Below are 21,727 nucleotides of genomic sequence, written 5' to 3' on the forward strand. Positions count from 1 at the left end.
TTTGCAGAATATTAATGATTGAAAGAGTAAGGGTTTTTAGTTAGAATTATCTGAAAATAAGGAATTTAACGAAAGTTATAGTATTCTATTAATATTATTATACATTTAAGTAAAATATAGGTAGGGTGGGGCGTTACACATGAGGAAAAAACTACTAGAAATAAAAGGTTTGAAAACAACCTTTTTCACAGATAATGGGCAAATTCCTGCTGTAGACGATATCGATTTTTCTGTCCATGAAGGGGAAATTTTAGGGATTGTAGGAGAATCGGGAAGTGGTAAAAGTGTTACGTCGCTGTCCATCATGGGATTAATTCCATCACCACCAGGTAAGATAACGGGTGGAGAAATTTTGCTAGATGGCAAAAATATTGCTAAATGTACGGACAAACAAATGCAAAAAATACGTGGAAAAGACATTGCAATGATTTTCCAAGAGCCGATGACTTCGCTAAACCCCTTGTTCACGATTGGTGACCAGTTAAAGGAAGCTATATTAATCCATAATCCAAAATGGTCAAAAAAGGAAGCGTTTGCAAGAGCGGTTGAAATTATGAAATTGGTAGGTCTACCACGTGCTGAGGATTTGCTAAAGGACTACCCACATCAGCTGTCTGGCGGTATGCGTCAACGTGTGATGATTGCTATGGCACTTGTCTGTGACCCTCAAGTATTGATTGCGGATGAGCCTACAACTGCATTGGATGTTACAATACAAGCCCAAATTTTACAGCTTATGAAAGACTTAAATAAACGATTGAATACAGCTGTGTTGTTAATTACACATGATCTGGGGGTTGTCGCGGAAACCTGTGAGCGAGTGATTGTTATGTATGCAGGACAAATAGTGGAAGAGGCGCCGATTCATGAAATTTTCACTAATCCTAAACATCCCTATACACAAGGACTCATTCAATCAGTACCTGACATGCGTTATAAAAAGGAAAATTTATACTCCATTCCTGGAAGTGTACCGAAACCAGGAAGTATTCAAGTAGGCTGTCGTTTTGCAGCACGATGTCAATATGCAATGGAACGTTGTTTACAGGAAACACCACCTTTATTTGAAGCAGCAGAGAATCATAAATCGAGATGTTTTTTACTAGAAAAACAGGAGGTGGAGCAACGTGTCGAAAGCGTTATTAAAGGTTGAGGGGTTAAAAAAATATTTTCCGATTCGAAAAGGAGTCCTTAATTCACATGCCGGGGATGTAAAGGCTGTAGATGATGTTTCCTTTGAAGTATTTGAAGGAGAAACATTAGGAATTGTTGGCGAATCAGGCTGTGGTAAATCCACAACGGGTCGATTATTAATGCGTTTACTAGAGCCAACTGGAGGCAGGATAGAATTCGCAGGCAAAATGATTTCAGAATTATCCAACAATGAAATGAGGAAGGCACGTAGAGATATTCAAATGATTTTTCAGGATCCCTATGCCTCACTAAATCCTCGCCATAACATCGGCAAAATTTTAGAGGAGCCTCTTATTGTTCATGGGATAGGTAATGCCAAAGAGCGAAAACAAAAAGTGTTGGAGCTACTTGAGATTGTTGGATTGAATGAATATCATATCAAACGCTATCCGCATCAATTTAGTGGAGGGCAAAGGCAACGTATTGGCATTGCTAGAGCCCTGATGACCAATCCACGCTTAATTATTGCGGACGAGCCCGTATCTGCACTTGATGTATCCATCCAGGCACAGGTTTTGAATTTATTGCAAAAGCTGCAAAAGGATTTAAGGCTAACTTATATTTTTATTTCCCATGATTTAGGGGTTGTGCGTCATATTAGTAATCGAGTTGGCGTTATGTATTTAGGTAAATTAGTTGAGCTGACAGCGAGTGAGGATTTATATGCTGAACCGCTTCATCCATATACACAAGCACTTTTATCTTCGGTTCCTGTTCCAGATCCTACGTTTGAACGGGAACAGATCATCATTTCTGGAGATATTCCAAGTGCCTCAAACCCGCCAAGCGGTTGTACTTTCCATACGAGATGTCCGTTTAAAATGGATCAGTGCTCACAGGTAGTACCTAAAATGCAAGAAGTGAAACCAGGTCATTATGTTGCTTGCCATCTTTACGAGGCACTCCAACATTAAATGATATAAAAACTCATAGGGGGAAATTCGATGAAGAAAAAGAAGTTTTGGACTTTAGGTGTAATGCTACTCCTTATTCTCTCGACAATCTTAGCAGCATGTGGCGGCTCAGATACTAAGGATACGGGTAGTAAAGATACTTCAACTGGTGGCGATACAGCTAGCAGTGGAGAACCAAAAATTTTAGTGTATGGTCGTGGTGGAGATTCTGTAGCACTTGACCCTGCTGTTGTTACAGACGGTGAATCCTTCACGGTGACAGCTAATATTTATGAAACACTTGTAAACTTTGGAGAGCGAGATGTAACAATTCAACCAGGCTTAGCTAAATCATGGGAGGCATCAGAGGATGGTTTAACGTATACTTTCCAGCTACAAGAAGGTGTGAAATTCCATGATGGCACAGATTTCAATGCTGAGGCTGTTGTTAAAAATATTGAACGTTGGAAAACAGGTGCAGATAAACACCCTTACTTTAGCTCGCAATTTGTCGTTGGTGATAAGCAAGTAATTGAATCAGTAACTGCAGAGGGAGACTACACAGTTGTCTTTAAGTTAAGTCAACCTCAAGCACCATTCCTGAAAAATTTAGCAATGTCTCCATTTGCGATTGCTTCTCCAACAGCATTTGAAGCAGATGAAGAAAGTTTATCTGCAAATCCTGTAGGAACAGGTCCATTCAAATTTGTTAGCTGGGTACGTAATGATTCAATCACAATTGAGAAAAACCCGGATTACTATATTGATGGCTATCCTAAATTAGATAAAGTAATTTATCGTTCTATTCCAGAAAACTCAGCACGTTTAAATGATTTATTAGCAGGCAATATTGATGTAGCTGATGGCTTAAGCCCATCTGATAAAGCAACAATCGAAGGTGATGCTAATTTACAGTTAATCGAACGTCCATCTATGAACGTTGGTTACCTTGGTTTAACTGTTACACGTCCTCCTTTTGATAATGTAAAAGTGCGTCAAGCAGTCAACTATGCAATTGATAAACAAGCATTAGTAGATGCATTTTATGAAGGGCTAGCTGAGCCAGCGAAAAACCCAATGCCACCAGTAATTTCTGGTTATAACGATGAAGTGACAGGCTATACGTATGATCCAGAAAAAGCGAAAGCATTACTTGCTGAAGCAGGCTACGATGGCAAGGAAATTGAGCTATGGGCAATGCCAGTACCACGTCCATACATGCCAGACGGACAAAAAGTGGCTGAAGCGATTCAAAAGAACTTAGAAGACGTGGGTATTAAATCTAAAATTGTGTCATTTGAATGGGCTACGTATTTAGAAAAAGCTCAAAACGGTGAAGCGGATGCATTCCTACTTGGCTGGACAGGCGATAATGGGGATGCGGATAACTTCCTATACACGTTATTAGACGGCGATAATATTGGTTCTAATAACTACACGTTCTATGATAATCCAGAATTACACAAGATATTAACAGCTGCTCAAACTGAGATTGATGAAGACAAGCGTAATGAACTTTATAAGCAAGCTCAAGTAATTATTTCTGAGGATGCTCCATGGGTTCCACTTGCTCACTCTATTCCAATTTTAGCTGCTAACAAGAAAGTTACAAATTACATTGCGCATCCTACTGGTTCTGACCGTTTAGATGCAGTAGATATTCAATAGTAAATTTCATCATTTTTAATTGAACAAAGGAATGTGAAGAATCTGCTTGCTTTTCTGCGGGTAAGCCGTGGAAATCTCGCAGATTCTTTTCAAGTAAAGATAATGATTATTTCCTGTATGAAAGAATTCAACTAAACATTCAAAACCGTTTAGTGAAGGCTCAACCTTTCAACAGTATATAAAGACTTCACAGTAGATTATGAAAATCATAGAGAGGTGATGAAAATGCTTCACTATATGGGGAGACGTTTACTTCAACTAATCCCAGTTTTGCTTGGAATGACTTTTATCGTCTTTATGTTGATACGGGCAATTCCTGGAAATCCAGCACAAGTTATTTTAGGACAACAGGCAACAAAAGAGGCGGTCGAGGCGTTAAACGCAAGTTTAGGATTAGATAAGCCGTGGTATACACAATATTTTAGTTACTTAGCAGGTATTTTTCAGGGAGATTTAGGGGTTTCCCTACGTACGAAACTACCTGTATCAGAAGAAATTTTCCCATACTTAGCAGCAACAGCCGAACTTGCACTATTTGCGATGATCATTGCGATTGTTATTGGTGTGAATGCGGGCATTATTTCTGCGTGGTTCCAAAATTCTTGGTTTGATTATACAGCAATGATTATAGCGTTAATCGGTGTATCTGTACCCGTGTTCTGGCTTGGATTGATGGAGCAATGGACATTTAGTAGTAAGCTTGGATGGCTGCCTACATCTGGTCGAGAAGATGTGCGAAATCCAATTACCGCCATAACCCATTTCTATTTATTGGATACGCTTATTCAAGGCCGCTTTGATCAATTCATCGAAGTTATAAAACGATTAATATTACCAGGAGTAGCACTTGCAACGATTCCGATGGCTATCATTGCCAGAATCACAAGGTCCTCCATGCTGGAAGTTATGCGTTCAGATTATGTAAGGACTGCAAGAGCAAAAGGACAAAAAATGTTTATTGTTGTTTATAAGCATGCATTAAAGAATGCAGTTATTCCTGTGTTAACGGTAATTGGTCTACAAACTGGATTACTGCTAGGTGGTGCCATTTTAACAGAGACGATTTTTAGTTGGCCAGGAATTGGTCGTTATATTTATGATGCGATTGGCTTCAGGGATTATCCCGTTATTCAATCAGGTATTCTCGTCGTTGCATTTATTTTCATCATGATTAACTTAATCGTGGATTTACTGTACACAGTAGTCGACCCACGGATTAAATACAAATAGAAGGGAGTTGCAATGATGACTGGAGCAATCGATATAAAAAAAGAAGTATCACCAGTTCGAGAAAAGGCAGTAGGTCCATGGCTCGAAGGGTGGCGTAGTTTTAAAAAGAGTAAAGTATCCCTTGTTGGAGCAGGAATTGTTATATTTTTTATTATACTAGCTGTCATTGGTCCGTTCATTGCACCACAGGGCATCAATGAACAAGATTTAACGAAGCGTTTACTGGCACCATCCGCTGATCATTGGTTTGGAACGGATGATTTTGGACGGGATATTTTTTCGAGGATCATTCACGGTGCAAGGATTTCGCTGTGGGTAGGCTTTTTCTCTGTTATTTTGTCCGTGATAATTGGTAGTTTACTTGGCATCATTGCAGGTTATTATGGAAAATGGATCGATACGATAATTTCACGTATTTTTGATATTATGCTAGCTTTCCCTAGTATGCTACTAGCGATTGCAGTAGTATCAGTGCTTGGTCCATCTTTACAAAATGCATTAATCGCCATTGCTATTATTAACGTACCGAATTTTGGGCGCTTAATCCGTTCTAAGGTTTTAAGTGTCAAGGAAGAGGAATATATAGTAGCGGCAAAAGCAATTGGTATGCGTGATGCACGAATTCTATTTTCCCATATTTTGCCGAATTCCATAACCCCAATAATTGTACAGGGAACACTAGCAATTGCGACAGCCATTATTGAAGCGGCAGCATTAGGTTTCCTTGGGCTAGGGGCTCAAGCTCCAGCACCAGAATGGGGAAAAATGTTAGCGGATGCACGGAAGTTTTTATTAAATGCTCCGTGGACGATGATTTTCCCTGGTTTAGCTATTATGTTAACAGTTTTAGGCTTTAATCTAATGGGTGATGGACTACGAGATGCACTGGATCCAAAAATGAAAAGCTAGTAAATAAGACAATAGCCTTCTACAAGTTAGAAGGTTTTTTTAGCTGCTTGGACCATTGGATATAAAAGGAACATTTTTACTACAAAAACGTTCTATAGTATAGAAAAAGACGTGAGGGGCTTTCAAAAATAAGTGAAAACACCTTTTCGGAGCCATTAATTGAATTTTTTGTCACGTTATTTTAGACTTAATTTAAGTAGAAATCTTTTAGCTTAGTAGATTATTGCTTACCATAAAATCTTTCGACTGAAATACATATTTTAGGAGGGTGTTAGAATTGGGGATTAATTTACAAAAAGGACAAAGAGTTGATTTAACAAAGGGTAACGCAGGATTAAATAAAATTAAAGTTGGTTTAGGGTGGGACCCTGTAGGCCAAGAGAAAAGTGGCGGCTTTTTAGGTGGTTTATTTTCTAGCAGAAATAGTGGCAGTGGCAGAAGTATCGACTGTGATGCTTCGGTATTAATGTTACAAGATGATAAGGTTGTAGCGGGTGACGATGTTGTTTATTTCGGAAAATTAACAAGTAGCTGTGGTTCTGTTCGACATTCAGGTGATAATTTAACAGGTGATGGTGATGGTGATGATGAGGTAATTACAATTGAATTATCGTCTGTACCTTCGCAATATAACAAGCTTGTGTTTGTTGTAAACATTTATGATGCGGCAGGTCGCAATCAACACTTTGGTATGATTCATAATGCATATATTCGTGTGTATGATGACAGGACAGGAAGCGAACTAATTCGCTATAATTTAACTGATAATTATTCGAATTTAACGACGTTAGTATGTGGAGAAATTTACCGTCATAATAACGAATGGAAATTTGCTGCGGTTGGTACGGGAACAAATGACATAAAGCTTGGCGACGTTGTTCGAAGATATCAATAAATAATTGACTAAATAGGAGGAATAAAAATTATGGGCATTTCACTACAAAAAGGTCAAAAGGTAGATTTAACTAAAACAAATCCAGGATTAACGAATGTGGTTGTAGGTTTAGGCTGGGATACAAATAAATATGATGGTGGTCATGATTTTGACTTAGACTCCTCTGTGTTTTTACTTGCTGATACAGGTAAAGTTGCAGATCAAAATGATTTTATTTTTTATAACAACACTACAGGTGGCAATGGTTCAGTTGAGCATTCAGGCGATAATTTAACAGGTGTAGGCGAAGGTGACGATGAAGTGGTGAAAGTGGCATTAACTCAAGTACCTGCTCATGTTCAGCGACTAGCCTTCACAGTAACCATTCATGATGCAGAGTCTCGCAGTCAAAACTTCGGTATGGTGTCTAATGCCTATATTCGTATTATGAATGCTGCTTCCAACGAAGAAATTATTCGCTATGATTTAGGCGAGGACTTCAGTATTGAAACAGCTATTGTTGTAGGGGAATTATATCGTCATAACGGAGAATGGAAATTTAATGCGATTGGTGCAGGCTATCAAGGTGGCTTAGCTGCTTTATGTAATGATTATGGCTTAAGTGTAAACTAAAATTTCATCTTTGGACAGAAAGGGAGATTTTTGAATGGCTATACAATTAAGTAAAGGGCAACGTATTGATTTAACAAAGCAGGATCCAGGCTTAAATAGCATTGGCATTGGTTTAGGCTGGGATGTAAAGCAATTTGATGGTGGACAAGACTTTGACCTGGATGCATCTGTATTTTTACTAGATGCTTCAGGTAAATGTCGTAATGAACAGGACTTTATTTTCTATAATAATCTAGCCAGCCCAGACCAGTCTGTTGTCCATACGGGAGATAATCGTACAGGTGCAGGGGATGGGGATGATGAAAAAATTCTTGTCAACTTAAAGCAAGTATCACCTCAAATAGAAAAAATTGTAGTGACGGTTACTATTTACGATGCCGAGGGACGTCATCAAAACTTCGGGCAAGTCTTAAATGCCTATGTACGATTGACGAACGAAGAGTCGGGATCAGAGGTATTGCGTTACGATTTAGGTGAAGATTTCAGTATTGAAACGGCTGTAGTATTTTGTGAGCTGTACCGACATAATGGTGAGTGGAAATTTGCTGCAGTAGGTTCAGGTTACCAGGGTGGACTAGCTGCTTTAATCAATGCATATGGCCTACAGTAACTATGAGACGTAGGTGTATGGTGGAGGATCTGATGTGGATGTATTAAATGAGATATTAAATACATATGCACAGTTTTTAAACTAGCAGATGTAACAGGGGCTTATCGTAATACACTGAAAATGTGTGTTAGTATATTGGGGCTACCATCCTTCGCATGAAATTTTCGTTATTATTTTAATAGCTGCATTCTTATTGACATTTGTTATTTACAAGTTGAAGAAGAAAACAGCAGTGTAAACAAGGCACTGTATTAGTCTGTATGGAACAGGCTGATACAGTGCTTTTTTCACAAAAGGCATAGTTACTGGGGAGAGGATTAGATGCAACATTTTGCAACAGATGCAGAGATGATTTTTTATAAGAAGCCACAGCCGTTTACGAAATGGGAAACGGCGGATATTTTGTCATATGCCCTAGGTGCGACTTTGTATATGCCAGCTTCCATGCCTACGATTGTGAGCTTGATCCGATCACAAAAATATAAGGAACTCACATCACTTGTCATTGATTTGGAGGATGCAGTTGGAGATGCAGAGTTAGTAGATTGTGAAGCTAAGCTGATAGAGGATATTAGTGAATTATATGCACTCTATCAGCAAAAACAGCTATTACTTCAGGAGCTCCCTTTACTTTTTGTTCGAGTACGTCATGTTGAGCAATTTCAAAGGCTAACAACTGTTTTAGGGAAAAAGCAAGAAATATTAACTGGCTATGTCTTTCCGAAGTTTACAGCAGAACAGGGTGCCCGTTATTTCGAGTTGCTTGAACAAACCATTTTAGAAAATGATTTAATTTTATATGGTATGCCAATTTTAGAAAGTCGTGAGGTACTATATAAGGAATCTCGCATGGAAGCGTTATTAGACATTAAAGCGGTTCTACATCAATACAAAGCCCGTGTATTAAATGTACGAATTGGTGCTACCGATTTTTGTGGTATTTACGGAATTCGCCGGCGTATGGATTCTACCATTTATGATATTAGTGTCATACGAGATTGTATTGCAGATATTGTAAATATCTTAGGTCGTGAGGAAGATGGTTTTATTATTTCTGGGCCTGTGTGGGAGTATTTTAATAATCAGCGTGTATTAAAGCCCGCACTTAGAGTGACACCATTTAGTGAGAAAGGCGCGCTTGATACAAGGAAAGCGTTATTAGACGATTGTTTAGATGGATTAATGAAAGAAGTTTTAATGGATAAACAAAATGGCATAGTGGGAAAAACAATTATTCATCCGAGCCATATCCGTGTTGTGCATGCCCTGTATGCTATTTCGTATGAGGAATACTTAGATGCGCTAAGTATTATAGAAAATAATGATGGACAAAAAGGTGTTATGAAAAGTCACTATGCTAATAAAATGAATGAAATTAAGCCACATATGAGATGGGCACAACGGATTTTAAAACAGGCTCATGTCTATGGTGTTTATCATGAATCTGTCGATTTTGCCTCACTTTTATTACAGTCTGAAATAGGTGGTAGTGTATATGCAACAACAAATGAGTAAATTAAACATTTTACCGAATTATTCAATTGATATTGAAATTACCTACAATCCGCATAATTTTGCGCTAACCGATTTGTTTAGAATGGCGGCTCGGATTAATAAGAAGAGACAATTTTTGTTTGTAAGCACGGTACTAGGCAAACATTTGGCTGTCCGTCCGCAAATCCCTTTACTGACAGGAACTCTTTTAGCAATGATGTATCAGCAGCATCTTACGGGACAAAAGGTAATGGCTTCGTCTGTCGTTACAGCTTTAAAAGACGGAGCTAATTTGGATGAAGTACAAAAATCCATAGAAGGAACCCTAGAATTAACGGATGAAACATTGTTTATTGGCTTTGCTGAGACAGCAACAGCACTTGGACACGCAGTATTTAATGCCTTTCACTCGAATGCTATGTATATCCACACAACACGTGAAGTGTTGCCCGATTTTGAGCCATTTGTTACGTTTGAAGAAGAACATTCACATGCGACAAGCCATAGAATTTATACGGAGGAACCAGAATTTTTACTGCAAGCTAAGCGCATTGTGTTAATTGATGATGAGATTACTACTGGAAATACGGTCATTAATATTATTGAGACTTTAATACAGAAATTTCCTTTAGTGAGACAATATGCGGTACTATCTATTTTAGATTGGCGTTCCCAACAGCAGCAAACAATCTTTAAGCAATTAGAAGTACAATGGGGTATCTCTATAGAATTCATCTCCATTATGTGTGGGAATTTTAGCTGTTCAGGCATTCCAAGCTTAACCAGTACACAACCAAACTTACTAACACAGGTTGCACGAGATATGGACATTTGTCCGATTCAAGTATCTGTTGATCGCAAATTCTATCGTTCTGTTGCGGAGAATGGATTAATAAATAAGTACCCCTATTTACTAGCAACAGGGAGATTTATGCTCACGTCAAAACAGCATGTTGACCAAAAGCAAACGATACAAGCTATTGCTATGCAATTACAAGAGCTAAGAACAAATGGACCAGCGCTTGTTATTGGCTCGGGTGAGTTCATGTATGTTCCTATGCAAATTGCCTCTTATTTAGGAAATGATGTTTATTTTCAGTCAACTACTCGTAGTCCAATCTATTGTACGGATGATTTAGTATATACGATTAACGATAAAATAGCCTTTGAAAGTCCAGAAAATAACGGGGTCACTAATTTTTTATATAATCTTCAAAGCCAGTCTTACACGGAACTTTTTTTCATAGTGGAACGTATAGCAAGTAAAGAGGTAGTTGCTCGTGTGGTAAAGGCATTACAAGAAGCCACTAACGCCAAAGTATATGTAATTAGTATGCATGAATTGGAGGTAGAACGATGATATCGACTTTGCAGCCAGATAAAATGGGGAGTTATGCACCAGAGGACGTTATTTTTTTATTGCGTGATATTGGAAGTGCATTCCTTGAAATGGATAATGAGAAACGTGAACAACTCATTCAATCGGGTATACATTATTCGGAAATGCTGCCAGTGGAGAAGCAACCATCGGATACCTACATGAATCTTTTTTATAAAGCGCTAGATGTTCATGCAGAAAGAATAGCAATCGCCGTTGGAGTAGTGGCAGAACAAATCATTGAAAATAGAGGATTAGAAAATTTAATTCTTGTGAGTTTAGCTCGTGCAGGTACACCCATTGGTATTTTAATCAAACGGTATATAGCCATGCATTATCATGTGAATGTTCCACATTACTCCATTTCTATACTGCGAGGTCGTGGGTTTGATGAAACGGCAATTCGTTATATTTTGACACAGCATCCTCTAGGAAGTCTGCAATTTATTGATGGTTGGACAGGAAAAGGGGCAATTACCAATGAATTAATTCAATCCTGCCAAAAGTTTAATTTACGATATCAAGAACAGTTAAGTGGCGATTTAGCTGTTTTGGCTGATCCTGGCCATTGTGCAGCTATTTATGGAACTCGTGAGGATTTTTTAATACCATCTGCTTGTTTAAATTCCACTGTATCTGGATTAGTAAGTAGAACGGTATTAAATTTGCAGTTTATGGATGCAAACGATTTTCATGGTGCAAAATACTACAAAGAATTAGAGGCAATAGATGTCTCCAATCTGTACATAGAGCGTATCGTCACATGTTTTGAACAAGTACAGAGTAAAATTGTGCAACAAATTCAAGAGCAAGAAATCTCTCCAATTACATGGGAGGGTATGAAGTCCGTGCAAATAATTCAACGAGATTTTGGTATTGATAATATTCATTTCATTAAGCCAGGTGTTGGGGAAACGACAAGAGTTTTGCTGAGAAGGATACCTTGGAAGATTTTAATTAATCCACAGTACATGCATGAATTGAAACATATTTTATTATTAGCGCAGGAAAAAAATGTATTGATTGAAGAGTATTCGAATATGTCCTATGCATGTTGTGGTTTGATCAAAGAATTATAGAGGAGAATATGATGATATTATTTACATCTGATTTAGATAGAACCCTTATTTATTCTAAACGCATGATGGAGATGTTTCCGCCAGCTACAGAGACAATCGTCGTTGAACACAAGGACGAAACAGCAATGAGTATGATGACACAGGCAACAGCACCCCTATTGCAACAGGTACACCAACATACTTTATTTGTACCTGTTACGACAAGAGCTTTACATCAATATCAAAGAATCCATTTTATTCATGATTTATGCCCTGCTTTTGCAATTACAAGCAATGGGGGTACAATAGTAGAAAAGGGTCAGCCATATGAAAAATGGACACAAACATTATCTAGACGTATTGAAGATTCCTCGATCCCTCGTATGGATATGCTAAAGCTATTTCAGACGATTAAATCTGATACATGGCTACAACAATCTCTTTATATAGATGATCTTTTTTATGTACATCATGTAGATATTGATATTTTACCATACGATGAATTACAAGCGATGATTCAAGAGTTTGATATGCATGGTTGGCATGTTCTGCTACAAGGGAAAAAATTGTATTTTATGCCCAAGGTGCTGACAAAGGAAGCGGCTATAGAATATATAAAAGAGTTCTGTACATACGATGTGCATATAGCAGCAGGTGATTCTATTATGGATTATGGCATGCTTGCAATGGCTGATTTAGGTTTTACACCAAATCATGGAGACTTAAAGGATAAACAGCCAAAGTTTTTACAAAATACAACTTACTCGTCTCACAATGGTGAAGCATTTACAAAGAATTTATTGGAAACAGTTTTACAGATGACATCACAACAAACGATCGTATAGATGTTCAAATATTTTTGTTGTCATTAGGTGAGACGTCCTATGACAAATGAATGCTTTAGCATAGGCTGAGGATGATTTTTAGGAGGTGCGTTTGTATGCAAACAATCACAATTAAATCAGTGTTGGAGCGTCATCCTGATGATTGGCTACAGGCGTTTCAAGATTCACCAAAGGATCGTGCATTTTATGAAACAACAGAGCAGCAAGTGAGCTTTAGTAGAATTGCTGTTCGTGTATTGGGCGTACCAATCGAAGAAGATGATTATTTCAATTCATTATTTACATTATCACAGAACACTAACATCCATATTTTAAGTGAAGAATTAAATAAACATATTGAACCAAAAGACTTTCAGGCAATACAAACAATCCTTTCGCAGCATCAACAAACTCCACAAGGTCTATCTATTAATCGTTTAGTGGCAATGATGTATGGTTATCAATTAATTCCTAAGCATGATGACAGTGTAATGAATCGCCATTTACAGTTAGCAACCATTAAAGTAGTAGAGCTCTTTCAAAAACAGCAATCATTAGGTTTACTAGCAAATGACTTTCGCCGTTTTTTAATTGATATGGTGAAATGGCTAAAAAACCATTGGATTCTATGGACAAAATCCATGAAACCAACAGACGATTTTCCTAAAGTAGTTTGGTATGGGGAAGCAACTCTAAGTCAGCGCTATTTCTTATTGTTATTAATGGAGCTCGGTTGTGATGTGTTAATTTTTCATCCAGCTAAAATAGATGAATTTGCTGAGATTGATCCTAATGATACTTTCTCTATCACATATGCGTATGCCAATCAAACAACTTTACAGCCATTTCCTGATAAGTTGCGTGACCGGCAGGCAACGGTTGGATATCGATCTAGTCAGCATTTTGAGCAATTAATGCATGATCAGCAATCAGGTGTCTATAAGCCTTGGCAGTTTAAAGATTTTATGCCACGCTCCTTAACATTACGGATGACATATGATGATATTTTTATTTATGCAAAAGAGAAAGCTTTGGTTCGACCACAGTTTGAAGTAATTGGGGATGAGATTGTCATTCCAGTCATATTTGCCAAAATTAGTGGGGTTTCGAGCAGACGGGAAGAATACTGGTATTATATGCATCAGTTATTAGCAAATCCGCAAACTGTTTTTGTCCAGAAATTCCCCTATGCACCAACGAGTAGAGCGAATTTCCACTTTCACTATAAGCATTGCCTAGTAAATGGAGAACTATCAGTAGAGCGTATTATGCAAAGTGATTGGTGGCAATACGGTGAGTTAACATTGGAGCTACAACGTGCGATTGCACACACGATAAAAACTTCCTGTGAGCAGCCCATGTTGAAACAGCAGCCAAATGAGACCTTATATGATTTACAGTTATTTTTATTTAAACAAATGTCGATGATTCCACAGGAGATCCTAAGATTACTACAAAGCTTTGACTATTCCCAAGAGGTACCGAAGCTGGTATTATACCAAGCACCTCAACAACCAGCTTTATCACGTGAAGATATAGCGTTATTGGCCTTTTTAAATCGATTTGGTGTGGATATTGTTTTTTATAATCCGACAGGACAACTAGATTTAGAAAAGCATTTGCAAGAGGATAGTTATGATGTACACCGTTTAGAGCATATGCTGTTTGACTTGCACTATGAAGAACCAAAGCCACAGAAAACTGCACCCGACAAAATCATAAAAAAACTCTTTAATCGTTTTTTCTGATGATAGGAAGGAGGCGGCACGAATGTCGAATAACTCGTTGACGCTGAAGCAGCTGACACTGGAAACAGCAGAAGCCTTCAAAGAACAGTTAAGGGATCATGCAGAGGTACGGCAAATTGCCAATCAAATCAATATAAAAAATCAGATAGAGCTATTAGCTTTAGGAAAAGAACCGTCTACAAAATTAGCTACTTTTGCAGATCAAATTTTAGCCATCATCACCCAGTCAACAACTTTCGAATCAAATGAATTATTTAAGCAGCTTGAAGCCCTTATGCAGACATTCGACAAACAAGATTTTACAGAGCAAAAGGGCTTTTTTAAAAAGCTGTTTGCACGTAAGACCAAAAATGATGGCGATTTATTTACGAAATATAATGGACTGGGGAGAGATATTGAGAAAATCCATTATCAATTTGTACTGATGGAAGAGGAATTAGCGAAGGATAACCGAGTACTTGCACGCTTATATCAAGAAGACCTCATGTACTATCTTGAGCTAGAAAAGTATATCGTAGCAACTGACATGAAGCTTCATGAGGTCCAAACAACATTGATTCCGATGTATGAAAAACAGAGTGAAGCAGGTAATCAGCTGGCGAAAATGGAGCTAAATCGTTTGCAAGGTATTGCAGAGATGCTCCAGCAAAAAATAGATGACTTAGAAAAATCGCGTATGGTGGCTATTATCACAGCCCCTCAAATCGATATGCTACGTAATGGTAACAGTGAATTGATGGAACAAATTAATGGGGCTTTTGTTAAAACCATTCCTGTTTTTAAAATGGGTTTGATGAATGCAGTTAATGAAAGACGTCAACAATTACAAAGTCAATCAGCCTCTGCCTTTGAAGATCGTATGAGGCAATTTGGGGGAGCTAGCAAGGAAGCGGTGCAATTAAGTACTGCCATGGCTCAACAATCCAACACTACCAAGACTCCTGAAGAAATGTGGGATACTATTGTATCAGGCATTGCCAATTATCAGCATTTACGTGCTGAACAAACGGTCAAACGCCAACAAGCAGAGCAACAATTGCTAACATTGCGTTCTTAGCTCCTTTCCTCTAAGTAGATTACTACTTGGAGGTTTTTTGTATAAAAAAAGCCGACAGACTTATCTTATTCAATGGGTGATCAAAATCCCACTGAATCAAGGTAATCTGTCGCCAAAATGTTAGCTATATGAATTCTTCTTCAAATTCTACATTGATTTCATGTCCATGATAGCTTTGGTAAGAAACAATAAGTGTATCAAGATGTTCTAAGTTTTCCTCATAATCTAAAATACGCGATAAAATATAGAGTAGGTGATAGCTAGAAAACTCCGTATCGCCTTCTTCACGAGCAAAGTTGATTTGCTTGATGAAAATTTCCATCAGCTCATTACGTTGGACATAGTCAATGCTTTTACTCCACTCCGAATGCTCAGGCTTAAGCTTCCCTGTATATTTTAAGAGCAATTGCTCATGGTACGTTAGCAAGGAATCAAGTCTCTCCTGAATCATTAAATGAAATTGGGTAGGGAGCTGAGCTAATTCATTTTCGTGATTATGCAAACGCTGTAGCAATTCCAAGCTTTTCTTGGAAGTTAAAATCATTTGACGATAGACTACTAGTTTGCGAGCTTTGACATATTTTTTATTTTTAAAGTAATTACGCTCTTCCTTATATAAATCATACAGCGTATCCACTCGTAGCATACGGTTTTTAAACTTACTTAATGCTGTTTTTGTGGATGTATGCTCAGAAGCTTGCCGTACAGCCAGTCGTGTCCAACGAATAATATCATCTTGTAAAATATAAATTTTGCGAAATAGTTTTACCTCGTATTTAGGTGGTAAGAACACAAGATTTACGACAAATGCTGCTAATACCCCAACTAATATCGTAACAAAGCGTATCAAACTAAATGTTAAAAAGTCATCCCCTTGAAATTCCATAATAGCTACAACTGAAACCAACGCTAGCGAAAGTGATTTTTCGAGTCTAAACTTTAACATTAAACCAATAGCTATTATGACAGCTATACCAATGGCAACGACATGGTGTCCAAAAAGCAAGCCGAAAATGACGGCAATTGTCGCACCTATAATATTCGCTTGTACTTGCTCCACAATGGTTTGGTAAGAACGATAAATAGAAGGCTGAATAGCAAAAATAGCTGCAATTCCAGCAAAAACAGGTGAAGGTAGTTTTAACAACTCTGCAATAAATAATGCAAATACGATAGCTACACCAGTTTTAAATACACGGGCACCTAATTTCATAAAGATGTCCTTTCTGTCTAATATTTTTTAGCTTCTTTACATTATAGAAGGAAGTGCTCATAAAATACATAGATTTGCATGGATGAATAAGAAAAAGGCGACTTCTACTTGCAAGTCGCCTTTTTCTTGTCAAGATTACAATTGAGAAAACGCAATATCTACTGCTTCAATTGTTTCCTGAATGTCTGCTTCTGTATGCTCAGTTGTTAAGAACCATGCTTCATATTTAGAAGGAGCTAGATTAATACCTTGCTCAAGCATGTGTTTAAAGAAGCGTCCAAATATTTCACCATCAGAGCTTTCAGCTTGCTCATAGTTTTCTACCTTCACATCTGTAAAGTAAATAGTAAGCGCTCCTTTAAGACGATTTAACGTGATGGTTACGCCATGTTTTTTAGCAGCAGCTAAAACACCTTCTTCTAAAATTGCGCCTAATCTATCCATTTCCTCGTATATACCTGGTGTTTGTAGAACTTCTAGGCAAGCAATACCAGCTTGCATAGATGCAGGATTTCCAGCCATCGTACCCGCTTGGTATGCTGGGCCGAGGGGTGCCACAGTATCCATAATCTCTTTACGTCCGCCATAAGCACCGATTGGTAAACCACCACCAATAACTTTACCAAGTGCAGTTAGATCAGGTGTTAGGCCAAGTAAATTTTGAGCGCCACCATAGTGGAAGCGGAAGGCCGTGATGACCTCATCATAAATCGTTAGGGCCCCTTTTTCCTTTGCTGTAGCATGTACTAATTCAAGAAAGCCTGGCTTTGGTTCAACGATACCGAAGTTTCCTACTATTGGCTCGATTAAAATAGCTGCAATCTCCTCGCCCCATTTATCCATGGCTTCTGTAAAGGCTTCAGGGTTATTAAAAGGTACAGTAATAACTTCTTCAGCAGTCGAAGTTGTCACGCCCGCTGAATCTGGTGTTCCTAATGTTGCTGGACCTGATCCGGCAGCCACTAATACTAAATCAAAGTGCCCGTGGTAGCAACCAGCAAATTTCATGATTTTTGTACGTCCTGTATAGGCACGTGCCACACGAATCGTTGTCATAACAGCTTCTGTACCAGAGTTGTTAAAACGTACTTTATCCATCGACGGAATGGCTTCCTTTAACATTTTTGCGAAAGTAACTTCATACTCAGTCGGCGTCCCAAACAATGTACCATTTTCAGCTGCGTGCGTAATGGCCTTTGCAATATGAGGATGACCATGACCAGTAACGATTGGACCATATGCTGCTAGATAGTCGATATAACGATTGCCATCTACATCCCAAAAATAAGCGCCTTTTCCTCGCGCCATGGCTACAGGAGAACCGCCACCTACTGCTTTATATGAACGAGAAGGGCTGTTTACACCACCAACAATATGCTGTAATGCCTCTTCATGTATTGCTTCAGATTTTGCATGATTCATAGAATTGCCTCCTAACTTTTTATACGTAATCTATTGTAGACCTATCGGTGTAAGAAATCCAAAGAAATTAAGAGATATGACTTGATTTGTTACTTAGAGTAAAATAGGACCTACAGAGGAGGAGATTGTATGACATTACTAGAAGGACAAAAAGCGCCGGATTTTTCTCTATTGAACGAAAAGGGCGAGATGGTGCATTTAGCTGATTTTAAAGGAAAAAATGTTATTTTATACTTTTACCCAAAGGATATGACACCAGGCTGCACGACGGAGGCATGTGATTTTCGCGATAAGTTTGAGGACTTCAGTCATTTAAATGCTGTTGTTCTGGGTGTTAGCCCAGATAACGCAAGCAAGCATACAAAATTTATTGATAAGCATGGTTTGCCATTTTCATTATTAGTGGATGAGGACCATGCTATTGCTGAAGCTTATGATGTATGGGTTTTAAAGAAAATGTATGGACGTGAATATATGGGCATAGAGCGTTCAACGTTTTTAATTGATGCTGAGGGGAAGCTTGTAAAAGCTTGGCGCAAAGTTCGAGTGAAAAATCATATTGAAGAAGTATATGCTTATTTAGCAGAACAGGAGGCAAAACAATGAGAATCTATTTTACATTTGAACCTAGACCAGATTTACGAGAACCATTAGTAGCAGAATTTCCACAGCTTGAATTTATCTTTGAAAAGAGCATATCAAATGAAGAGCTTCAACAAGCGGATGTATTAGTTACATATGGTGAAGATTTAACAGAAGAGAGTATTCAATCTGCTACAAAGCTAAAATGGATTTTTGTTGCATCGGCAGGTATAGAAAAAATGCCAGCTCAGGCTATTATTGAACGCAGGATTCTAGTTTCAAATGTTCGTGGCATTCATAAAACGCCTATGGCTGAATCGATTCTTGCTCATATTTTAGCCATTAAACGAGCTTTGCCTTGGATGTATGAGCAGCAAAAGAAAAATGAATGGTCGAAAAAAACACAACAAACGGAATTACGAGATAGTACGGCACTTATTTTGGGGCCAGGTGCCATTGGTTCGGAAGTTGGGCGTTTATTGCAAGCTTTTGGTGTTACAACAATTGGGTGTAACCGCTCTGGTAAAGAAGCGGCCTATATGAATACGATGATTAGTTTTACCAATTTGAAAGAAGCACTACCTCTTGCAGATATCGTTATTTCTGTATTACCAAAAACAACAGAAACGACCCATTTATTAAAAGAAGAGCATTTTGTTGCGATGAAAAACAATGCGATCTTCATGAATTTTGGTCGAGGTAATTTAGTTGATGAAAACGTACTCATTCAAGCGATTGAAAGAAAGCAAATAGGACACGCAGTTTTAGATGTATTTGAAGAGGAGCCTCTGACATCCGACAATCCATTATGGACATTACCAAATGTTATAGTATCACCTCATGTATCCAGTCATTCTTCTCGTTATGTTGAGCGTAGCTTAGAAATTTTCAAGCCAAGCCTAACAAAATGGCTAAAGGGTGACACGGATTTAGAAAATGTTATGGATTTATCAAGAGGATATTAAGGAAAAAACCATTGATTTATTGAGGATAAGCAATGTGTGATTGTTGACGAAGTAGTACGAATTGGATACACTATTTATAACAATTATAAATTAATAATACTTATGGAAGAGGTGCATGACGATGTCTGCAACGCATTTACAAGATGCACTGGACACGTTGAAAACAACTGGTGTACGTATTACTCCTCAGCGTCATGCTATTTTGGAATATCTAATTCAATCAATGGCACATCCTACTGCCGATGAAATTTATAAAGCTCTTGAGGGTAAGTTCCCTAATATGAGTGTAGCGACTGTTTATAACAACCTGCGTGTATTTCGTGAAGTAGGTCTTGTGAAAGAGCTAACTTACGGGGATGCTTCAAGTCGCTTTGATTTCGTGACAAACGATCATTACCATATGATTTGTGAATGCTGTGGTAAGATCGTCGATTTCCATTATCCTGGACTCGACGAAATAGAGCATTTTGCATCACAGGTAACAGGCTTTGATGTGCATTCGCATCGCTTAGAGATATACGGCACTTGTCCATCATGTAAAGTTGCTACTGCTAAAGTACAATAAAAATCCTAGCTCTTAAAAAGGGCTAGGATTTTTTTGTTTTATTATAGGATTGATCGAACTCTTTACCTTCTAGAGTAGGATCAAGTGTTAATGGCTCATTGCAGTACATGCACATATCTACTCGGCCTAAAACCTTTGTATGTTTATGGCAATTAGGACACTCTACTTGAATAGCTCTTGTTGACAGTAATCCGATCCACGCATATACAACTGTGCTACCGATAATACAAAGAACACCTAGTGACATGAAAATTAAAACTAATATCGGGCTGTTTTTAAAGAAAATGCCTCCGTACATGACAATAAAACCAAAAAAGATTAGTGCTAATGCGAATGAACGAATTTTATTAATTTTACTTTTATAAGGTTTCATATTTCATCTTGCCTCCCAATCTAAAATCTACTATAACATATAAGGGCAAAGTATTTTAGCTTTGAACTGAATGAAAGAAGGAATACTTTTAGAGTATGTCGAATTTTTAACGGAACAAAACAACCTATATGAATAAAGGAGGGCTGAACATGGAGCAAGTACTGCGTCCGATATATCAAGAACGTGCGAGTCAGTCGAATACATTAGGCGTAATTTTAGTGGAAAAGCGTGAAGAACAAAGTAACGTTACAGATACATTTGATACGGTTTTACTCATTATCGTAAAAGAAGCAGAGCAACCAGTCTTTTCAAAACATTACTTATATGAAGGAAATAAAATCGCTCTACATACTGTTACGGAGAAATTAATTCGAAAATGGTTACTCATCGGTTCAAATAGAAAGGTTGTTGATTGGATATTCTTCGGTAGAGTATTATTTGATCGGAATGAATTTCTGCATAAACTAAAAATAGAATTGCAGGAATTTCCGTATAGTGGTCGTAAAATTAAAACAGGTATTCAATTTTCAAAGTTAATTCGTCGCTATTTGGAGGGGAAAGAATACTTTGATAAAGGAAGTTACTTAGATGCTTATAATCATGTTGTGGATTCGCTACATCATCTAGGCCGCCTATCTATTATCGATAGTGGCCTGTATCCTGAAGTAACTGTTTGGGCACAGGTGAAAAAAATCGAGCCAGCCATCTATAAGCTGTATGAAGAGCTAGTGACAAGTAATGAGCCAATAGAAAAGCGCTTAGAATTATTGTTTTTAGCAAGTGAGTTTTTAATCCACTCTCGTACACGAGATGGGGCACAGCATATATTAGAAGTCATGCAAACAAAAGAAATGTGGACTATTCAGGAATTACATGATCATCATGAACTTGTTAACTACTCAGTGGATTTAGAAGTGTTTGTTGAGTATCTAGTGGATAAAGGCTATATTCAAATTGAACCCATTGCAGCGAAAAATGATAGGATATTTCACCGTCATTACAAGGTAAATAAAGATGCTCTAGAAATGGGGCAATGA

At 37.9% G+C, this 21,727-nt stretch carries 21 protein-coding genes; 18 read left to right on the top strand and 3 right to left on the bottom strand.

Annotated features, from left to right (window positions below; translation table 11 throughout):
* The first annotated feature begins 139 nt into the window (after nucleotides 1-139).
* The 14 genes from AAJG31_RS17000 (at nucleotide 140) to AAJG31_RS17065 (ending at nucleotide 15,570) form a co-directional block, all read left to right on the top strand.
* On the top strand, nucleotides 140-1,153 hold the full coding sequence (locus tag AAJG31_RS17000) for an ABC transporter ATP-binding protein (protein WP_103118833.1): 1,014 nt from the start codon (nucleotides 140-142) through the stop codon (nucleotides 1,151-1,153).
* Nucleotides 1,128-2,108 carry a dipeptide ABC transporter ATP-binding protein gene (locus AAJG31_RS17005; RefSeq protein WP_259951033.1) on the top strand — a complete coding sequence of 327 codons (981 nt, stop codon included), beginning with the start codon at nucleotides 1,128-1,130 and terminating at the stop codon, nucleotides 2,106-2,108. Before AAJG31_RS17000 ends, AAJG31_RS17005 begins: the two co-directional genes overlap by 26 nt.
* A 30-nt stretch (nucleotides 2,109-2,138) precedes the next feature.
* Nucleotides 2,139-3,755: an ABC transporter substrate-binding protein gene (locus AAJG31_RS17010; protein ID WP_054549023.1), complete on the top strand. Its 1,617-nt coding sequence runs from the start codon at nucleotides 2,139-2,141 to the stop codon at nucleotides 3,753-3,755.
* A 225-nt stretch (nucleotides 3,756-3,980) separates the two neighbouring features.
* Nucleotides 3,981-4,985, top strand: coding sequence for an ABC transporter permease (locus AAJG31_RS17015; RefSeq protein WP_048394767.1), 1,005 nt, complete (start codon nucleotides 3,981-3,983; stop codon nucleotides 4,983-4,985).
* A gap of 12 nt (nucleotides 4,986-4,997) precedes the next feature.
* Nucleotides 4,998-5,894 carry a nickel transporter permease gene (nikC, locus tag AAJG31_RS17020; protein WP_054549024.1) on the top strand — a complete coding sequence of 299 codons (897 nt, stop codon included), beginning with the start codon at nucleotides 4,998-5,000 and terminating at the stop codon, nucleotides 5,892-5,894.
* 277 nt (nucleotides 5,895-6,171) lie between these two features.
* Complete coding sequence (locus AAJG31_RS17025) at nucleotides 6,172-6,789, top strand: TerD family protein (RefSeq protein WP_048394762.1); 618 nt, start codon at nucleotides 6,172-6,174, stop codon at nucleotides 6,787-6,789.
* Nucleotides 6,790-6,819: 30 nt separating this feature from the next.
* Nucleotides 6,820-7,401, top strand: a complete 582-nt coding sequence (locus AAJG31_RS17030) for a TerD family protein (protein WP_048394760.1) — start codon at nucleotides 6,820-6,822, stop codon at nucleotides 7,399-7,401.
* A 34-nt stretch (nucleotides 7,402-7,435) separates the two neighbouring features.
* Nucleotides 7,436-8,011: a TerD family protein gene (locus AAJG31_RS17035; RefSeq protein ID WP_016994007.1), complete on the top strand. Its 576-nt coding sequence runs from the start codon at nucleotides 7,436-7,438 to the stop codon at nucleotides 8,009-8,011.
* Nucleotides 8,012-8,332: 321 nt separating this feature from the next.
* Nucleotides 8,333-9,526, top strand: a complete 1,194-nt coding sequence (locus AAJG31_RS17040; protein WP_279496194.1) for an HpcH/HpaI aldolase/citrate lyase family protein — start codon at nucleotides 8,333-8,335, stop codon at nucleotides 9,524-9,526.
* A complete protein-coding gene (locus AAJG31_RS17045; RefSeq protein ID WP_279496192.1) occupies nucleotides 9,507-10,865 on the top strand; it encodes a phosphoribosyltransferase family protein in 1,359 nt (452 codons plus the stop codon). The genes AAJG31_RS17040 and AAJG31_RS17045 overlap by 20 nt, the downstream gene beginning before the upstream one ends.
* Nucleotides 10,862-11,962 (top strand): cysteine protease StiP family protein, encoded by a 1,101-nt coding sequence (locus AAJG31_RS17050; RefSeq protein ID WP_279496190.1) that lies wholly within the window; start codon nucleotides 10,862-10,864, stop codon nucleotides 11,960-11,962. The genes AAJG31_RS17045 and AAJG31_RS17050 overlap by 4 nt, the downstream gene beginning before the upstream one ends.
* Nucleotides 11,963-11,973: 11 nt before the next feature.
* Nucleotides 11,974-12,786, top strand: coding sequence for a hypothetical protein (locus AAJG31_RS17055; RefSeq protein WP_279496188.1), 813 nt, complete (start codon nucleotides 11,974-11,976; stop codon nucleotides 12,784-12,786).
* Nucleotides 12,787-12,881: 95 nt separating this feature from the next.
* The gene (locus AAJG31_RS17060; protein ID WP_269897855.1) at nucleotides 12,882-14,513 is read left to right on the top strand and encodes a YceG family protein; all 1,632 of its coding nucleotides are present in this window, start codon (nucleotides 12,882-12,884) and stop codon (nucleotides 14,511-14,513) included.
* A 22-nt stretch (nucleotides 14,514-14,535) separates the two neighbouring features.
* Nucleotides 14,536-15,570 (top strand): toxic anion resistance protein, encoded by a 1,035-nt coding sequence (locus AAJG31_RS17065; RefSeq protein ID WP_279496184.1) that lies wholly within the window; start codon nucleotides 14,536-14,538, stop codon nucleotides 15,568-15,570.
* A gap of 124 nt (nucleotides 15,571-15,694) precedes the next feature.
* Here AAJG31_RS17065 and AAJG31_RS17070 read toward each other — a convergent pair whose 3' ends face one another.
* Nucleotides 15,695-16,783 carry an aromatic acid exporter family protein gene (locus tag AAJG31_RS17070; protein ID WP_279496182.1) on the bottom strand — a complete coding sequence of 363 codons (1,089 nt, stop codon included), beginning with the start codon at nucleotides 16,781-16,783 and terminating at the stop codon, nucleotides 15,695-15,697.
* Between the two features lie 135 nt (nucleotides 16,784-16,918).
* Complete coding sequence (locus tag AAJG31_RS17075; protein ID WP_259420330.1) at nucleotides 16,919-18,205, bottom strand: glutamate-1-semialdehyde 2,1-aminomutase; 1,287 nt, start codon at nucleotides 18,203-18,205, stop codon at nucleotides 16,919-16,921.
* 129 nt (nucleotides 18,206-18,334) lie between these two features.
* On the opposite strand from AAJG31_RS17075, the gene bcp reads away from it, so the two are divergent.
* The 3 genes from bcp to perR all read left to right on the top strand — a co-directional run bounded on the left by bcp (nucleotide 18,335) and on the right by perR (nucleotide 20,317).
* Nucleotides 18,335-18,811: a thioredoxin-dependent thiol peroxidase gene (gene bcp / locus AAJG31_RS17080; RefSeq protein ID WP_048394742.1), complete on the top strand. Its 477-nt coding sequence runs from the start codon at nucleotides 18,335-18,337 to the stop codon at nucleotides 18,809-18,811.
* Nucleotides 18,808-19,752 (top strand): D-2-hydroxyacid dehydrogenase, encoded by a 945-nt coding sequence (locus AAJG31_RS17085; protein WP_048394740.1) that lies wholly within the window; start codon nucleotides 18,808-18,810, stop codon nucleotides 19,750-19,752. Before bcp ends, AAJG31_RS17085 begins: the two co-directional genes overlap by 4 nt.
* Before the next feature lie 121 nt (nucleotides 19,753-19,873).
* Nucleotides 19,874-20,317 carry a peroxide-responsive transcriptional repressor PerR gene (gene perR, locus AAJG31_RS17090; RefSeq protein WP_004230508.1) on the top strand — a complete coding sequence of 148 codons (444 nt, stop codon included), beginning with the start codon at nucleotides 19,874-19,876 and terminating at the stop codon, nucleotides 20,315-20,317.
* A gap of 22 nt (nucleotides 20,318-20,339) precedes the next feature.
* On the opposite strand, the gene AAJG31_RS17095 is transcribed toward perR, so the two are convergent.
* Nucleotides 20,340-20,690, bottom strand: coding sequence for a YgzB family protein (locus AAJG31_RS17095; RefSeq protein WP_048394737.1), 351 nt, complete (start codon nucleotides 20,688-20,690; stop codon nucleotides 20,340-20,342).
* A 149-nt stretch (nucleotides 20,691-20,839) separates the two neighbouring features.
* On the opposite strand from AAJG31_RS17095, the gene AAJG31_RS17100 reads away from it, so the two are divergent.
* Nucleotides 20,840-21,727, top strand: coding sequence for a nucleotidyltransferase-like protein (locus AAJG31_RS17100; RefSeq protein ID WP_016994017.1), 888 nt, complete (start codon nucleotides 20,840-20,842; stop codon nucleotides 21,725-21,727).

Source organism: Lysinibacillus sp. BS3 (assembly GCF_039614735.1).
In the GTDB taxonomy this organism is placed as follows: domain Bacteria; phylum Bacillota; class Bacilli; order Bacillales_A; family Planococcaceae; genus Lysinibacillus; species Lysinibacillus capsici.

Bases quoted from the DNA above. Each gene is read 5' to 3' on its own strand.
- AAJG31_RS17095 (WP_048394737.1), bottom strand. From the start codon at position 20,690: ATGAAACCTTATAAAAGTAAAATTAATAAAATTCGTTCATTCGCATTA.
- AAJG31_RS17000 (WP_103118833.1), top strand. From the start codon at position 140: ATGAGGAAAAAACTACTAGAAATAAAAGGTTTGAAAACAACCTTTTTC.
- AAJG31_RS17045 (WP_279496192.1), top strand. From the start codon at position 9,507: ATGCAACAACAAATGAGTAAATTAAACATTTTACCGAATTATTCAATT.
- AAJG31_RS17010 (WP_054549023.1), top strand. From the start codon at position 2,139: ATGAAGAAAAAGAAGTTTTGGACTTTAGGTGTAATGCTACTCCTTATT.
- AAJG31_RS17065 (WP_279496184.1), top strand. From the start codon at position 14,536: ATGTCGAATAACTCGTTGACGCTGAAGCAGCTGACACTGGAAACAGCA.
- AAJG31_RS17030 (WP_048394760.1), top strand. From the start codon at position 6,820: ATGGGCATTTCACTACAAAAAGGTCAAAAGGTAGATTTAACTAAAACA.
- AAJG31_RS17055 (WP_279496188.1), top strand. From the start codon at position 11,974: ATGATATTATTTACATCTGATTTAGATAGAACCCTTATTTATTCTAAA.
- AAJG31_RS17100 (WP_016994017.1), top strand. From the start codon at position 20,840: ATGGAGCAAGTACTGCGTCCGATATATCAAGAACGTGCGAGTCAGTCG.
- AAJG31_RS17040 (WP_279496194.1), top strand. From the start codon at position 8,333: ATGCAACATTTTGCAACAGATGCAGAGATGATTTTTTATAAGAAGCCA.
- AAJG31_RS17050 (WP_279496190.1), top strand. From the start codon at position 10,862: ATGATATCGACTTTGCAGCCAGATAAAATGGGGAGTTATGCACCAGAG.
- bcp (WP_048394742.1), top strand. From the start codon at position 18,335: ATGACATTACTAGAAGGACAAAAAGCGCCGGATTTTTCTCTATTGAAC.
- AAJG31_RS17060 (WP_269897855.1), top strand. From the start codon at position 12,882: ATGCAAACAATCACAATTAAATCAGTGTTGGAGCGTCATCCTGATGAT.
- AAJG31_RS17075 (WP_259420330.1), bottom strand. From the start codon at position 18,205: ATGAATCATGCAAAATCTGAAGCAATACATGAAGAGGCATTACAGCAT.
- nikC (WP_054549024.1), top strand. From the start codon at position 4,998: ATGATGACTGGAGCAATCGATATAAAAAAAGAAGTATCACCAGTTCGA.
- AAJG31_RS17070 (WP_279496182.1), bottom strand. From the start codon at position 16,783: ATGAAATTAGGTGCCCGTGTATTTAAAACTGGTGTAGCTATCGTATTT.
- AAJG31_RS17085 (WP_048394740.1), top strand. From the start codon at position 18,808: ATGAGAATCTATTTTACATTTGAACCTAGACCAGATTTACGAGAACCA.
- AAJG31_RS17035 (WP_016994007.1), top strand. From the start codon at position 7,436: ATGGCTATACAATTAAGTAAAGGGCAACGTATTGATTTAACAAAGCAG.
- AAJG31_RS17015 (WP_048394767.1), top strand. From the start codon at position 3,981: ATGCTTCACTATATGGGGAGACGTTTACTTCAACTAATCCCAGTTTTG.
- perR (WP_004230508.1), top strand. From the start codon at position 19,874: ATGTCTGCAACGCATTTACAAGATGCACTGGACACGTTGAAAACAACT.